Raw genomic sequence first — 14,077 nt, forward strand, 5'->3', positions numbered from 1 at the left:
GGGCCGTGTCGGGGCGCGTGGGCCTGCGGGTGCGGTTACGGTCGGCGGTATGGGCGGTGATCTTCGAGGCTGGGGGCGGTGTCTGCGCGGCGGGGCGGTGTTCGCCGTATGCATGGCCGGCACGACGCTGCCCACTCCCCTCTACGGCCTCTACCAGGAGAAGTTCGGCTTCTCCGAGCTGACGGTCACCGTCGTCTACGCCGTCTACGCCGTCGGTGTCATCGGGGTGCTGCTCCTGGCGGGGAACGCCTCGGACGCCGTGGGCAGGCGTCCGGTGCTGCTGTGGGGGCTGGGGTTCGCGGCCGCGAGCGCCATGTGCTTCCTGTACGCCGTCGCGATGGGCTGGCTGTACGCGGGGCGGCTGCTGTCGGGGGTGTCGGCCGGCCTGTTCACCGGGGCCGCCACGGCGTACGTCATGGAGCTGGCACCGCCCGGCGGCGCCTCTCGGGCCACGTTCGTGGCGACCGCCGCGAACATGGGCGGCCTCGGCTGCGGTCCGCTGCTCGCCGGTGTGCTCGCCGAGTGCGCCGACTGGCCGCTGTATCTGCCGTTCGCCGTTCACCTCTCGCTGGTGGCCTGCTCGACGGTCGTCCTGCTGCGCCTTCCGGAAACCGTGCGGGAGCGGCGGCCGCTGAGCACGGTACGGCCGCAACGGCCCGGCCTGACCCGGGCGTGCGGGCGGCGTTCGGACCGGCGGCGACCGCCTCCTTCGTGGGGTTCGCGCTGTTCGGGGTGTTCACGTCGGTCAGCCCGGCCTTTCTCGCCCAGTCCCTGGACGTGCACGACCACGCGGTGAGCGGTCTGGTCGTCGCGCTGGCCTTCTTCGCGTCCACCGCCGGGCAGTCGGTCGTCGGCCGGGTCGGTGTGGGCCGGTCGCTGCCGCTGGGCTGTGCGGCGCTCCTCGCCGGGCTGGCACTGCTGGCGGGCGCCCTGTGGTGGGAGTCGCTGCCGCTGGTGGTCCTGAGCGCACTCGTCGGCGGCGCCGGGCAGGGGCTGGCGTTTCGCGGGGCGTTGTCCGCCGTGGCCCGCGCCGCCGAGGCGGAGCGTCGCGCGGCCGTGATCTCCGCGCTCTTCGTGGTGGCCTACACGGGCATCTCCCTTCCGGTCATCGGGATGGGGCTGCTGACGCAACCGATCGGCCTGGAGAGCGCCGGCCTGGTCTTCATCGCCTGCGTGGCCCTGCTGGTGTCGGCGGCGGGCCTCCACCTCCTGCGCCGCCCGGTGCCGGCGGCGGAGGCGGAGGCCGGCGGGGTGCGCTGAGCGGTCCGGTCGCCCACGGCGGGGCGCGTCCTCAGTCCGGTTTCCGCGGGGTGCGGTAGCGCTCGGCGAGCCGGGCCAGGGCCACGGCACCGAGCAGCAGACCGAAGTCCCGCAGGGCGATGTCGTAGTGGCCGGGAATGCTCAGCAGGTTGACGATGATGCCGGCGAGCCAGCCGGCGACCAGCCAGCCGCCGAGGCGTGGGGCCAGGACGACGGTGAGACCGGCGACGACCTCGATGACACCGACGGCGTACATGGCGGCCTGGGCACTGCCGGGGACCAGGTCGTCGATCCACGGGGCAAGGTAGGCCGGCCAGTCCGTGAGCAGGTTGGCGAACTTGTCCAGGCCGAACAGGATCGGCGCCACGGCGAACCCTGTCCGCAGGATCCAGAACGCCTGGCGGGCGGGGTCGGCGGCCAGGCCGCGCCGCGACGTGAGCGGCGTGGTGCTGAGGGTGTGGGTGGACGGCATGACGCCCTCCTTCTATCGACAACGTTCACTATCAATAGAAGCCCCGCTCAGGTCTTTAGTCAATGACTGTTGGTTTTACACTGGTGTGCGTGGACCACGCGAAGGAAGTACCCGGCGGTGACGTCTCCGCCGTCGCGGCCCTGGACGAGCCGACACGCCGACGGCTGTACGACCACGTGGCGCGGCAGTCGGCCCCGGTCGGCCGGGACGACGCGGCCCAGGCCCTCGGGCTGGCACGGCAGACGGCGGCCTTCCACCTCGACCGACTGGCCGACGAGGGGCTGCTCGAGGTGGTGTACGAGCGGCGCAGTGGACGGACCGGCCCGGGCGCCGGCCGGCCCGCGAAGCTGTACCGGCGCTCCGGGAGACAGGTCAGCGTCACCCTGCCCGAGCGGCGCTACGAGCTGGCCGGGCGGCTGCTCGCGCAGGCGGTGGAGGAGTCCGACGCCAGCGGTGAACCGGTCCGCGCGGCGCTGCACCGCAAGGCCACGGAGCTCGGCGAGCAGCTCGGTGAGCAGGAGGCCGCCGGCGTGACGGACCTGCTGGAACGCCTCGGCTTCGAGCCGCGTGTCGACGGGGAGGCGATCGTCCTCGGCAACTGCCCCTTCCACGTGCTGGCCCGCGAGCACACGGAGACGGTGTGCGGGATGAACCTGCACCTGCTGCGCGGAGTGCTGAGGAGGCTGGGCGAGGAGGGGCTGGAGGCACGCCTGTTGCCGTCCGCGGGCCACTGCTGTGTCCGCCTGCTGCCCGTCGCCTGACGGGCCCCGCCCGGCTGCGCCGCCCTCCCGGCCGAGGGTTCAGGACGGCCAGAGCACCGTGCCGTCCCGTACCGCCAACGGCTCGGGGCGGCACTCCTCGTGGAACCGGATCCCGCCCAGGCCGACGCGGCCGTCCGGGTGCCGACGGGTGTCGCGGGCCCTGGTCGCCAGCCATCCGAGGAGCCGGCCCGTGCGCTCGAAATCATCGGGGTGGATCTCCTGGCGGCTGGTCAGGGTCCACGTGCTCGACCCGGTGTCCTGTGTCCGCGACAGGGCCGAGGTGAGCGCGCCGCCCACCTTGAACGCCTCGCCGCGCTGGGCGAGAAGCGGCTCGGGGTGGTCCTCGATCACCGGCCGTCCGTGCTCGTCCTCCACCACGCAGGGGAACCCGGTCACGATGCGGAGGACCTCCGGCTCGGGGCCCAGCCCCAGGTGCCAGCGGAGCTCGGCGAGTTCCTCCTCCGACAGCTCACCGCTCAGGTCCACGCCGAGCGTCAGCTCAAAGATGTCAGCCATGGGCGCCGAGGCTATGCCACGCCCTCGACAGTCCGGCCCATCGTCCCTGCGGGGGCGACCGGCGGCCCCCGCGTCCCCGTCCTTCCCGCGCCGTCCGTCGAACGATGCAGCGCACGATCGTCCGGAGGGCTGACGAGCCCCCTCCGTCGCCGCTCCTACGATGAAGTCGATCCCCGGGTCGGACGCACGTGAGCGTGGTGTGCCGCTGAGAGAGAAGAGTCCAGCAGTGAGTCCTGCCTCCAAGAACCTTGCCGAAGGATCCGCCGCCCTACTCATCGGCCTGGCCCTGAAGCTGTTCACCGAGGGAGTCGAGATCCCCGTCGTCACCCCGGCCAAGGTCGGTGTCGTCCTGATGGTCATCGGCGGCGGTCTGCTCCTCGTAGGCCTCGTCCAGGCGGCGAGGGCGGCCCTGTGACCGAGCGACGTAGGTCTGCCCGGTGACCGCCTTGCGCCGCCGCTGTGCCGCCGCTGTGGCGGGCCCTCGGTTCAGCGGCGTCCGCCGAACTCCCAGTCGTGGACCTCGATGCCGGCGTACCTGTCCGCGGTCAGGACGGCGCGTGCGGTGTCCGGGTCCGGGGCCCTGAGCAGTACGGCCGTACCCAGCCAGGTCGCGCCGTCGTCGGACAGCAGCGGTCCGTACGCGATCAGTTCGTCGCGGTCGGGCGGCACGGTGAGGTCGGCGGGCCGGCCCGAGCCGAGGCCGAGCACCAGATACCGGTTGCCGCCGGTCCGGCCGCCGGGGAAGTCCCACATCGTGCGCCCCAGCAGGTTGCGCCACCGGCGCAGCAGGACGTCCCGGTAGGCGCCCGCCTGGTAGTTGGGTTCGTCGAAGGCGAACGCGCGGGCGGCGGCGGCATCGGGCAGGTCGACGATGTGGACGCTGCCGCTGGGCGTTTCACCGTCCTCGGCGAAGGTCGGGCCGCGGGCGATCAGCTCGTCCGTGTACTGGTCCATGTAGGCCCAGTGCGCCTCCACCAGCTCCTCACGCAAGGGGAGGGAGCCGGGCCGGTCGCGGTGGTAGCAGAGGAACTCCATGGGCACAGACCCTCGCCGACATCCGGCGCCGCCTCAACCGACTTTCGTGATCAAGGGCGCGGAGCGCGGGGCCCCGTCGCGATCCGCGCCGCGCGTGGCCCTGACGACCGACCGGTAGTACGTACTCCCCCTCCGTGCTTTCGTCCGCGGCCCAAGTCGCAGGCTCGCGGGCGAGGTCGCCGACGGTCTCCTCCTGGCCGATCCCGCCGCACCCGGCTACATCACCGCATCACGACGCCACCTGGGCCCCGCCGCCTCCGCGAATGCTCCGGAGATCGTCGTCTGCGACGCCGCGGCCGTGGACGACGACGAGGAAGCCGCCCCCACCTCGTTTTCCCGGCAGCGAGGCCCCCCGCACCGAGGCGTGGGGCCTGGTGGGCGGCACGGTGCCCCAGGACGACGGGCCGACCCTGATCCTCCAGGGGCACGTCGACGTCGTCCCTTCCGGAGACCTGGCGCGTTGGGAGGGTGACCCCTTCCGCCCTCGGGTTACCGGGGACGTGGTGCACGCACGAGGAGCGTGCGACATGAGGGCGGGTGTGGTGGCGATACTCGCCGCCCTGGCCGCGATACGGGAGGCGGGCGCAAGGTTGCGCGGCCGGGTGTCCGCGCATTTCGTAGTCAGCGAAGAGGACGGGGGACTCGGGGCGTTCGGCACCCTCCAACGCGGCCACACCGGCGACGCCTGCATCATCACCGAACCGACCAGCGGCGCGGTCATGACTGCGAACGCCGGCGCCCTGACCTTTCGCATCCAAGTACCCGGCCGGGCCACCCACGGCAGCACCAGATACGTGGGAGTGAGCGCCATTGACGCATACCTGCCCATCCACCGCGCGCTCGCCCATCTGGAAGCCCGCCGCAACGTCGGCGCCGACCCGCTCATGTCCGAATACCCCATCCCCTACCCGCTGTCCGTCGGTACCGTTCATTCCGGCGACTGGGCCAGCAGCGTGCCCGACCTCCTGGTGGCCGAGGGAAGACTGGGCGTCCGGCTGGGCGAGGATCCGGCCCAGGCACGCACCGAACTGGAGGCGTGCGTGGCCGAAGTCTGCGCGGCCGACCCCTGGCTGCGCTCCCACCCCGCCACGGTGACGTGGCCCGGCGGGCAGTTCGCCAGCGGACGGCTGCCGGCCGGGCATCCGCTCGCGGCCCAGGTCGCCGACGCGCACGCCGACGTCACCGGCGGCCCGCGACCTTCCGAGCGAGGCGCCCCCTACGGCAGCGACCTGCGACTGTACTCCGGGGCGGGCATCCCCACGCTGCAGTACGGCCCCGGCGACGTACGCCTCGCACACGGTCCGCAGGAACAGGTCCGCGTGAGCGACATCGTCACCGTCACCCGGGCACTGGTGCTCGCCACACTGCGCACGGTCGGCACCAAGTAGTAGCCCCCAGCCTCACCCCCTACCGACTGCTTGTGACCCGGTGGAAGTGACTGTTGCGGCGAGCCGGAGGTGGTCGGAGGGGCGGCCAGCGGCGGTTCCGACAGTACGGCAGTCCTCGGCCACCGGCCCGAGAGCGATCACCGCAGTCCTCTCACCACGGCCGAACCGCTCACCTGCCTCGTACCGGATCCGCTCACGAAGCCGTCGCCTCTCGGCGGTCAGCCCGCCACCCTGCGCCCACCACCTCCTCCGTCGCCTCGCGCGCGTACAGCAGGGCAGCCTGGACCGGGACGACTGCCTGGATTCGCGCGCTGCCCTCGACCTGGAAGGGGCCGCGGGCCAGCTCAGGCGATCCGCGGCCTGAGCATCACTCGTAGCTATACCTTGGCCCCCGGGGACAGAGCTGGGAGTCCAGGGCCTACGACGCCGGCCGGCACACCGCGTCCGCGTACTGGACCGACGTACTGCGCGCGCCGCCCCGCCGGCGCCGACACGCTCGAGGAGCTGCGGCTCACCGACATCGACAGCTGGTCCCGCGTCGACGACCGCATGGTCACCCACGTACCTGCACGACCTCGACCCCGTGGCGTTCTCCGGGAAGATCGGTGCGGCCAGGCCCGACCCTGCGGTCCGCACCCGCCCACTTCCTCTTCGTCGACGACCGTGAGGAGAAGGTCCGCGCGGCGCGGGCCATCGGCATGGACGGGCACGTCTTCGACGGCCAGGACGACCTCGCGGCCGCCGTCGACGCGTGGCTGTGCACACTTCACCCTGCTCGATGTCGACGCTGATGGTGGCCGGCCGGCTGCTCCTGTCGACGGGGTCACGGGCGCTGCACTCGGCTGGCTAGCTCCGTCGCGGGGGCAGCCGGTCGGCGACGTACTCGGTGAGGTCGAGGAGGCGGTTGGTGTAGCCCCATTCGTTGTCGTACCAGCCGAAGACCTTGACCAGGTCGCCGTGCGCCTGCGTCAGCGGGGCGTCCAGGACGCACGAGGCCGGGTCGCCCACGATGTCGCGGGACACGATCGGTGCCTCGGACACCCGCAGAACGCCCTTCAGCGGTCCGTCGGCGGCTTCCCGGAAGGCGGCGTTGACCTCCTCCGCGGTCACCGGCCGGTCGAGGACCAGGCTCAGGTCGGTGAGGGAACCGTCCTCGACGGGGACGCGTACGGCGATGCCGTCGAGGGTGCCGGACAGCTCCGGCAGTACGAGGCCGACCGCGCGGGCCGCGCCGGTCGAGGTGGGGATGATGTTGACTGCGGCGCTGCGGCCACGGCGGAGGTCCTTGTGCGGGCCGTCGAGGACGACCTGGTCGTTGGTGTAGCCGTGGATGGTGGTCATCAGGCCCTTGACGATCCCGAAGTGCTCGTCCAGGACCTTCACCATGGGGGCGACGCAGTTGGTGGTGCAGGACGCGTTGGAGACGACGTCGTGCCGCTCCGGGTCGTAGGTCCCCTCGTTGACGCCCACCACCACCGTGGCGTCGACGTCCTTGCCCGGCACCGACAGCAGCACCTTGCGCGCCCCGGCCGTCAGATGCCGGCCGGCCTGCTCCCTGGTGCGGAAGCGGCCGGTCGACTCGATGACCACGTCCACTGCGAGGTCGCCCCAGCCCAGCGCCGCCGGGTCGCGCTCGGCGGTGACGGCGACACGGTGCCCGGCCACGGTGATCGAGTCCTCGTCGTGCTCGACGGGCCGGCCGAGGCGGCCGTACGTCGAGTCGTACGCCAGGAGATGGGCCAGCGCGGCGGGGGAGGTGATGTCGTTGACCGCGACGACCTCGACGGCCGTGCCGGTGCCGTTCGCCGCGCGCTCCAGCGCGCAGCGCAGGTAGTTGCGTCCGATGCGGCCGAAGCCGTTGATGCCCACGCGCACACTCATGTCCGTCGTCCTCCCGAAAGGCGCCCTCGTTGGTCAGCCGCCAGCCTGGCGGCCGGTACGCGACGGGGCTTGGGCCGGACGGGGGTGAGCCGGGGGACGTTCGGCCCCGGCCAGCCGGACGTCAGTTGCCGTCCTGCCTCAGCCTGTCCTGGGCCTGGGTCGCGATCACAGCGGCCTGGACCCGCCGCTCCACCCCGAGCTTCGCGAGCAGCCGGGAGATGTGGTTCTTGACCGTCTTCTCGGCGAGGTAGAGCCGCTGGCCGATCTGGCGGTTGGTCAGCCCCTCACCGATCAGGGCCAGGATCTCCCGCTCCCGTTCGGTCAGGTTCGGCAGGGTGTCGGGCTCCGGCTCCGGTTCCTGGCCCTGCCGCAGCCGCGCCATCAGCCGCGCGGTGGCGCTGGGGTCGAGCAGGGACTGGCCGGCGGCCACCGTGCGTACGGCCGACACCAGGTCGGAGCCCTGGATCTGCTTCAGCACGTACCCGGACGCGCCCGCCATGATCGAGTCCAGCAGGGCCTCCTCGTCGTCGAACGAGGTCAGCATCAGACAGGCCAGCTCCGGCATGTTCGAGCGCAGCTCCCGGCACACGGTCACTCCGTCACCGTCCGGCAGGCGTACGTCCAGCACCGCCACGTCGGGGCGCAGGGCGGGGACACGGACGAGGGCCTGCTCGACATTGGCGGCCTCACCGACCACGGTGATGTCCGGCTCGTCGTTCAGCAGGTCGTGCACTCCGCGCCGTACCACCTCGTGGTCGTCCAGCAGGAAGACCCGGATCGGGTTGTCGGGTCCGGGTCGCGCGCCGTCCGCCATCGAATGCTCCTCGTTCGCTCTCAGTCGATTCCGCGCCGGGCTCCCCCATGGGTCGACCGGTCACCGTCTACCGCTGATCCTCCGTGATCCGGGGCCGAAGGGCCAGGGTCTGTAGGCCCTACCCGGTCCACCGGGGCCGGTCGGCCCCACCCACGAGGACGTCCAGTACCTGCCACGGTGATCCGGCGTGTCCGAGCCTGGAACGGCAAGGCGTCGTCAGAGCTCGGGGAGCATTCCATGAAGGCAGCAGTGGTCACGTCGTTCGGCCGGCCCTTGGTGATCGAGGAGCGGCCCGATCCGGAGCCCGGCCCCGGTCAGGTCCGTATCCGTGTCGAGGCGTCCGGTCTGTGCCACACCGACATCCACGCCGCGCACGGCGACTGGCCGGTCAAGCCGGCCCTTCCGTTCGTCCCCGGCCACGAGGGCGTCGGCGTCGTCGAGGCGCTCGGCGACGGGGTGACCCATCTGGAGGTCGGGCAGCGGGTGGCCGTGCCCTGGCTGGGCTGGGCCTGCGGGCGGTGCGAGCACTGCCTGTCCGGCTGGGAGACGCTGTGCGAGCAGCAGCGGAACACCGGTTACGCCGTGGACGGCGGCTACGCCGAGAAGATGCTCGCCTCGGCGGACTTCGCCGCACCCGTGCCCGACGGCATCGACCCACGCGACGCGGCCCCGCTGACCTGCGCCGGCGTCACCACGTACAAGGCCCTGAAGGTCGCCGAGGTACGTCCCACCCAGCTGGTGGCGGTCTCCGGGATCGGCGGTCTCGGCCACCTCGCCGTGCAGTACGCGAAGATCGCCGGAGCGACCGTCGCCGCGATCGACGTCACCGACGACAAGCTGGACCTCGCCCGTGAGCTGGGCGCCGACATCCTGATCGACGCCCGGAAGGAGGACCCGGCCGAGGTGCTCAAGGAGCACGGGGGCGCCCACGCGGCGATCGCGCTGGCCGTCGACGAGCAGGCGTTCGCGTCGGTGTACGGCGGTCTCAGGCGCGGTGGCAAGCTCGTCATGGTCGCCCTGCCCGCCGGCGGCACCATCAGGGTGCCGATCTTCGACACCGTGCTCAACGGCACGTCCGTGATCGGTTCGATCGTGGGTACCCGCCAGGACCTGGACGAGGTGTTCCGGCTCCACGCCGCCGGACGCACGAAGGTGATCTACGAGACCCGCCCGCTGGAGACGGTCAACGACTCGATCGCCGAGGTACTCGACGGTCGGGTCAAGGCGCGCATCGTCTTCGAGATGTGACCCAGCCGAATCGATGCACACCTTCCCCGGAAGCCGGACAAAGGAGCGCTGCGCCATGGTCCGTTACGTGTACGAGTTCGCCGAGGGCGGCCGGGACCTGGCCGGCCTCCTCGGCGGCAAGGGTGCCAACCTGGCCGAGATGACCCGGATGGGCCTGCCGGTGCCGCCCGGCTTCACCGTCACCACCGAGGCCTGCCGGGCCTTCCTGGCCACCGGCTCCGAGCCGGACGGCCTGGCCCGCGAGATCTCCGAGCACCTGTCCGCCCTGGAACGGGCGGCGGGACGCCGACTGGGCGAGCCCGCCGACCCGCTGCTGCTGTCCGTGCGCTCCGGGGCCCGCTTCTCCATGCCCGGCATGATGGAGACGATCCTCGACGTCGGTCTGAACGACGAGTCCGTGCTGGGGCTGGCCAAGGTGTCCGGGAACGAGCGCTTCGCCTGGGACTCCTACCGCCGTCTCCTGCAGATGTTCGGCAGCACGGTCATGGGGGTCGACGGCGCGCTGTTCCAGGACGTCCTGGCCCGGCTGAAGGAGAGCCGCGGCGTCGCCGACGATCTGGGGCTGGACGCGGCCGACCTTGCCGGGCTGGTCGAGGCGTACAAGGAGCTGATCCGCGAGCGGACCGGCGAGTACTTCCCGCAGTCGCCCGCCGAGCAGCTGCGCCGGGCGGTCCTCGCGGTCTTCGAGTCCTGGAACGGCGAGCGCGCCCGGATCTACCGCCGCCGCGAGCACATCCCCGACGATCTGGGCACGGCCGTCAACGTGCAGACCATGGTGTTCGGCAACCTCGGGTCCGACTCCGGCAGCGGTGTCGCCTTCACCCGCGACCCGGCCACCGGCCGCCCCGGTCTGTACGGCGACTACCTGCCCAACGCGCAGGGCGAGGACGTCGTCGCAGGCATCCGCAACACCGTCCCGCTCGACGAACTCGGCCGCATCGACCCCGAGGCGTTCGCCCGGCTGCGCGACCTCATGCGCACCCTGGAGACCCATTACCGGGACCTGTGCGACATCGAGTTCACCATCGAGCGCGGCACGCTGTGGATGCTCCAGACCCGGGTCGGCAAACGGACGGCGGAGGCGGCGTTCGCCATCGCCGGCCAGCTGGTCGAGGAAGGGCTGATCAGCGAGGACGAGGCTCTGGCGCGGGTCAGCGGGAACGGGCTGGCACGGCTGATGTTCCCCCACTTCGACACCGCGGCCGTCGGTGAGGCTCTCGCCCACGGCATCCCCGCCTCGCCCGGCGCCGCCGTGGGCGCGGCCGTCTTCGACTCCGCCGAGGCGGTACGGCGTGCCGCCGCCGGGGAGAAGGTCGTCCTCGTACGGCAGGAGACGACCCCCGACGACCTGCCGGGCATGGTCGCCGCCCAGGCCGTACTGACCAGCCGCGGCGGCAAGACCAGCCACGCGGCCGTGGTCGCGCGCGGCATGGGCAAGGTCTGTGTCTGCGGCGCCGAGGAGATCACGGTGGACCCGCGGGAGCGCCGCTTCACCGTGGACGGCACCGTCGTCGAGGAGGGCACGGTCATCTCCGTCGACGGCTCCGAGGGCGCGGTGTACCCGGGTGCGGCTCCGCTGGTCGACTCCGCGGTGATGCGGTACTTCGAGACCGGCGGGCAGGACGGGGAGCCGACGGGGCTGGTGGCCGCCGTGTCCCGGGCGATGCGGCAGGCCGACGGCGTACGGCGGCTGGGTGTGCGGGCGAACGCCGACACACCCGAGGACGCCGCACGGGCCCGGCGTTTCGGTGCCGAGGGCATCGGGCTGTGCCGTACCGAGCACATGTTCCTCGGCGACCGCAGGCAGCTGGTCGAGGCGATGATCCTCGCCGCCACGGACGCCGAACGCGAACGGGCCTTGGACGCGCTGCTGCCGCTGCAGCGGCAGGACTTCGTCGGCATCCTGGAGGCAATGGACGGGCTGCCCGTGACCATCCGGCTGCTCGACCCGCCGCTCCACGAGTTCCTGCCCGACCGCACGGAGCTCGCGGTGCGTCTGGCGGCCGCCGAGGCGGCGGGCACCCCGCCCAGCGCGCACGACACGGAGCTGCTGGACGCGGTGAACCGCATGCACGAGGAGAACCCGATGCTCGGCCTGCGCGGCGTCCGCCTGGGTCTGGTCGCGCCGGGGCTGGTCGCGATGCAGGTGCGGGCGATCGCCGAGGCGGTCGTGGAGCGGAAGCGGACGGGTGGCGACCCGCGCGCGGAGATCATGGTGCCGCTCGTGGACACCGTCGAGGAACTGCGGATCGTGCGCGAGGAGGTGGAGCAGGTTCTGGCGGAGGTCGCCGACCGGTCGGGCGTGGCCCTCTCGTGCCCGGTCGGCACGATGATCGAGCTGCCGAGGGCCGCACTCACGGCGGGCAGGATCGCCGAGGAGGCGCGTTTCTTCTCCTTCGGCACGAACGATCTGACCCAGACCACCTGGGGCTTCTCCCGTGACGACGTCGAGGCGGCGTTCTTCTCCGCCTATCTCGACAAGGGCATCTTCAAGGTGTCCCCGTTCGAGACGATCGACCGTGAGGGTGTGGGCCGGCTGGTCGAGATCGCCGTGGCGGAGGGCCGCGCGGTGCGGCCCGATCTGAAGATCGGCGTCTGCGGTGAGCACGGCGGCGACCCGGATTCCGTGCACTTCTTCCATGCCGCCGGCCTGGACTACGTCTCCTGCTCTCCCTTCCGCGTCCCGGTCGCCCGCCTCGAAGCCGGGCGGGCCGCGCTGACGGGGACGGACAGCGGCGACACCCGGTGAGAAAGGAGCTGGCGTCATGACGCGCATCGTCGGTGAGGTGATGACGCGTGACGTCGTCCAAGCGCGCCGGGACACCTCGTTCAAGGAGGTGGCCCGGCTGCTGGACCAGTACCGCATCAGTGGTCTGCCCGTGGTGGACAGCGACGACAAGGTCGTGGGAGTGATCTCCGAGACCGATCTGATCCGTCGGCAGGCATCGGGGGGCGCTCAGGGACACGCCCGGCTGTTCCGCGGGGCCGCGCTGCGCCACTCCGCCCGGCGGGCGCCCACGTCCTCGGCCGTGACCGCCGGGGAGCTGATGTCGTCGCCCGCCGTCACGGTGCACCCCGAGCAGCGCGTCGCGGACGCCGCCCGCGTCATGGAACGGCACCGCGTCGACCGGCTGCCCGTGGTCGACGAGGAGGACCGGCTGATCGGCATCGCCACGCGCAGGGACCTGCTGCGGGTGTTTCTGCGCACGGACGAGGAGATCGGCCGCGACGTGACCGACGAGGTCCTGAGCCGTGCCATGTCCCTGCCGCCCGGGACGGTCACCGCGTCGGTGCGGGACGGCGTGGTCAAGCTGGAGGGCCGGCTGGAACGGCGCAGTGACATCCCCCTCGCGATCCGGCTGACGTGGCGGGTGGACGGGGTGGTCGGCGTCGTGAGCGAGCTGACGTTCCGTGTCGACGACGCCGGTCCCCTCGAGGCGGCGCTTCCCCCACGGGGGCGTCGGGGGCGGTGATCCTGACCGGGCGCACGGTCCCGCTCCCCGTGCCAGGGCATTGTGCCGCCGCACGCGCTGTCGATCTTGCGCAGGTCACCTGCATAGTCTTACCGACGTCCTCACGGGCCGGCCCCTGGCAGCCAGGCGTCACAGCAGCCGCCCTCACGCCAGCCCTCACGGCATGCGGGCGGGGGGCGGACCCGGAAGCCTGCGGCAAGGGAGCGTCGGCCGGGGGCCACGGGCGGGTCGCGGGACAGGGCTCGAAGGACTGCCCCGACCAGCACACGGCGACGGTCGACGACACCGGGCTCGGCGGTAAGGGGTCCTTTCACTATGAGCGTCCGATCAGGTCGCGTGCTCTGGTGCCATGCCGTGCATCGCAAGGCGCCGGAAGGTTCTCGTAGCGAGGCTGCCAGGACCTTTGGGCAACGCGGCGAGATGCGGTGCCGGACCACGCGACCCTGGGCGGGCATGGCGGAAGGACCCCCTAAGGCGGAGATCGACCTGTGTGCGCTTCCCAGGACCCCATAAGGCGACCGTCGGTGTCCCGTGGGCGAAGGTCGGCGACAAGCCCGCCGAGTATGCCCACCCCACGAACGTCTGGCCGGTGCAGTGCAAGGGCGACTCCGACGACAGCTGCACGTTGATCACGAAAAAGGTCAGCACGCGGGACGCCGGGACCTGCGGTGGCAGCGAGGTCAAGCCTGATCGCCCCCGTTATGTTTTCCGCGGTTCCGCAACGGGGCCGCTGGCCTCCGGGCCCGGCATGACTGTGTCCCCCTGTCGAACAGATGACCTGGGGGGTGGTGTCGCCGGGCCCGCGAGGTGCCGTCGGAGACGCTGATGGGAGGTCCGGCCACCGCCCGGTCCGGCGCAATGCCGGACAGCTCGCGAGCGGCAGGTCTGCATAACGTGGATGCGCGCGTACGACACCGAAGCCGAGGGTGTCCGTGGTGTGCCTGACCGGGTTCGACTGCGGAAGGACGGGAGAACCCCTAGGGTCTTCGTCTGCCCGTTGGTGCGGCGTGCTGCTCGACAGGCGGCTGCCGGACACCGGAACGGACGGCCGCGAAACCGGCCGCGTCGAGGTGTTCACCGACGAGGGCGGCAAGCCTGTCGGCTTCATCGCCGCGAAGGAACCGAACAAGGTGTCGGTCGGCCTGCCCGCCTGCGACGGCGCCGTGCTGCACGGCTCTGATCGCCGTGACCTGGCCCAGCTGGAAGGGCTGCCCGTCGACGGGGGCTGA

12 protein-coding genes and 2 pseudogenes are annotated in these 14,077 nt (G+C 72.0%); 9 read left to right on the plus strand and 5 right to left on the minus strand.

Features of this window, described 5'->3' with window-relative positions; all coding sequences use genetic code 11:
- The first annotated feature begins 49 nt into the window (after positions 1-49).
- Positions 50-1,260 (plus strand): annotated as a pseudogene (locus tag ACZ43N_RS14130) (MFS transporter).
- Between the two features lie 31 nt (positions 1,261-1,291).
- Here the strand turns inward: ACZ43N_RS14130 and ACZ43N_RS14135 are convergent.
- On the minus strand, positions 1,292-1,732 hold the full coding sequence (locus tag ACZ43N_RS14135) for a hypothetical protein (protein WP_468097478.1): 441 nt from the start codon (positions 1,730-1,732) through the stop codon (positions 1,292-1,294).
- A 62-nt stretch (positions 1,733-1,794) separates the two neighbouring features.
- Between ACZ43N_RS14135 and ACZ43N_RS14140 the strand changes: the two genes are divergently transcribed.
- Complete coding sequence (locus ACZ43N_RS14140; protein WP_468097479.1) at positions 1,795-2,493, plus strand: helix-turn-helix transcriptional regulator; 699 nt, start codon at positions 1,795-1,797, stop codon at positions 2,491-2,493.
- A 39-nt stretch (positions 2,494-2,532) separates the two neighbouring features.
- On the opposite strand, the gene ACZ43N_RS14145 is transcribed toward ACZ43N_RS14140, so the two are convergent.
- Positions 2,533-3,009, minus strand: coding sequence for a hypothetical protein (locus tag ACZ43N_RS14145; protein WP_468097480.1), 477 nt, complete (start codon positions 3,007-3,009; stop codon positions 2,533-2,535).
- A gap of 226 nt (positions 3,010-3,235) precedes the next feature.
- Here ACZ43N_RS14145 and ACZ43N_RS14150 point away from each other — a divergent pair, with 226 nt between their 5' ends.
- Positions 3,236-3,424: a DUF5708 family protein gene (locus ACZ43N_RS14150; RefSeq protein ID WP_468097482.1), complete on the plus strand. Its 189-nt coding sequence runs from the start codon at positions 3,236-3,238 to the stop codon at positions 3,422-3,424.
- Between the two features lie 71 nt (positions 3,425-3,495).
- On the opposite strand, the gene ACZ43N_RS14155 is transcribed toward ACZ43N_RS14150, so the two are convergent.
- Positions 3,496-4,044, minus strand: a complete 549-nt coding sequence (locus ACZ43N_RS14155) for a YciI family protein (RefSeq protein WP_468097483.1) — start codon at positions 4,042-4,044, stop codon at positions 3,496-3,498.
- A gap of 326 nt (positions 4,045-4,370) precedes the next feature.
- On the opposite strand from ACZ43N_RS14155, the pseudogene ACZ43N_RS14160 reads away from it, so the two are divergent.
- Together ACZ43N_RS14160 and ACZ43N_RS14165 are read left to right on the plus strand one after the other, a co-directional pair.
- A pseudogene (locus tag ACZ43N_RS14160) lies at positions 4,371-5,432 on the plus strand (ArgE/DapE family deacylase); the annotation flags it as partial.
- 605 nt (positions 5,433-6,037) lie between these two features.
- The gene (locus ACZ43N_RS14165; RefSeq protein WP_468097485.1) at positions 6,038-6,223 is read left to right on the plus strand and encodes a hypothetical protein; all 186 of its coding nucleotides are present in this window, start codon (positions 6,038-6,040) and stop codon (positions 6,221-6,223) included.
- A gap of 55 nt (positions 6,224-6,278) precedes the next feature.
- Here ACZ43N_RS14165 and gap read toward each other — a convergent pair whose 3' ends face one another.
- Positions 6,279-7,313, minus strand: coding sequence for a type I glyceraldehyde-3-phosphate dehydrogenase (gene gap / locus ACZ43N_RS14170; RefSeq protein WP_468097486.1), 1,035 nt, complete (start codon positions 7,311-7,313; stop codon positions 6,279-6,281).
- 121 nt (positions 7,314-7,434) lie between these two features.
- Positions 7,435-8,127: a response regulator gene (locus ACZ43N_RS14175; RefSeq protein WP_468097488.1), complete on the minus strand. Its 693-nt coding sequence runs from the start codon at positions 8,125-8,127 to the stop codon at positions 7,435-7,437.
- 237 nt (positions 8,128-8,364) lie between these two features.
- Here ACZ43N_RS14175 and adhP point away from each other — a divergent pair, with 237 nt between their 5' ends.
- From adhP to ACZ43N_RS14195, 4 genes are all read left to right on the plus strand, one after another.
- On the plus strand, positions 8,365-9,375 hold the full coding sequence (gene adhP, locus ACZ43N_RS14180; protein WP_468097490.1) for an alcohol dehydrogenase AdhP: 1,011 nt from the start codon (positions 8,365-8,367) through the stop codon (positions 9,373-9,375).
- 55 nt (positions 9,376-9,430) lie between these two features.
- Entirely contained in the window at positions 9,431-12,124 is a 2,694-nt protein-coding gene (gene ppdK, locus ACZ43N_RS14185; protein WP_468097492.1) for a pyruvate, phosphate dikinase, read from the plus strand.
- A 16-nt stretch (positions 12,125-12,140) separates the two neighbouring features.
- Positions 12,141-12,848: a CBS domain-containing protein gene (locus ACZ43N_RS14190; RefSeq protein WP_468097494.1), complete on the plus strand. Its 708-nt coding sequence runs from the start codon at positions 12,141-12,143 to the stop codon at positions 12,846-12,848.
- Positions 12,849-13,855: 1,007 nt separating this feature from the next.
- On the plus strand, positions 13,856-14,077 hold the full coding sequence (locus ACZ43N_RS14195) for a hypothetical protein (RefSeq protein WP_468097496.1): 222 nt from the start codon (positions 13,856-13,858) through the stop codon (positions 14,075-14,077).

Source organism: Streptomyces sp. NPDC030814 (assembly GCF_055572155.1).

Excerpts from the sequence above, each read along its gene's own strand:
- ACZ43N_RS14135 (WP_468097478.1), bottom strand. The coding sequence starts at position 1,732 with ATGCCGTCCACCCACACCCTCAGCACCACGCCGCTCACGTCGCGGCGC.
- ACZ43N_RS14140 (WP_468097479.1), top strand. The coding sequence starts at position 1,795 with ATGACTGTTGGTTTTACACTGGTGTGCGTGGACCACGCGAAGGAAGTA.
- ACZ43N_RS14145 (WP_468097480.1), bottom strand. The coding sequence starts at position 3,009 with ATGGCTGACATCTTTGAGCTGACGCTCGGCGTGGACCTGAGCGGTGAG.
- ACZ43N_RS14155 (WP_468097483.1), bottom strand. The coding sequence starts at position 4,044 with ATGGAGTTCCTCTGCTACCACCGCGACCGGCCCGGCTCCCTCCCCTTG.
- gap (WP_468097486.1), bottom strand. The coding sequence starts at position 7,313 with ATGAGTGTGCGCGTGGGCATCAACGGCTTCGGCCGCATCGGACGCAAC.
- ACZ43N_RS14175 (WP_468097488.1), bottom strand. The coding sequence starts at position 8,127 with ATGGCGGACGGCGCGCGACCCGGACCCGACAACCCGATCCGGGTCTTC.
- adhP (WP_468097490.1), top strand. The coding sequence starts at position 8,365 with ATGAAGGCAGCAGTGGTCACGTCGTTCGGCCGGCCCTTGGTGATCGAG.
- ppdK (WP_468097492.1), top strand. The coding sequence starts at position 9,431 with ATGGTCCGTTACGTGTACGAGTTCGCCGAGGGCGGCCGGGACCTGGCC.
- ACZ43N_RS14190 (WP_468097494.1), top strand. The coding sequence starts at position 12,141 with ATGACGCGCATCGTCGGTGAGGTGATGACGCGTGACGTCGTCCAAGCG.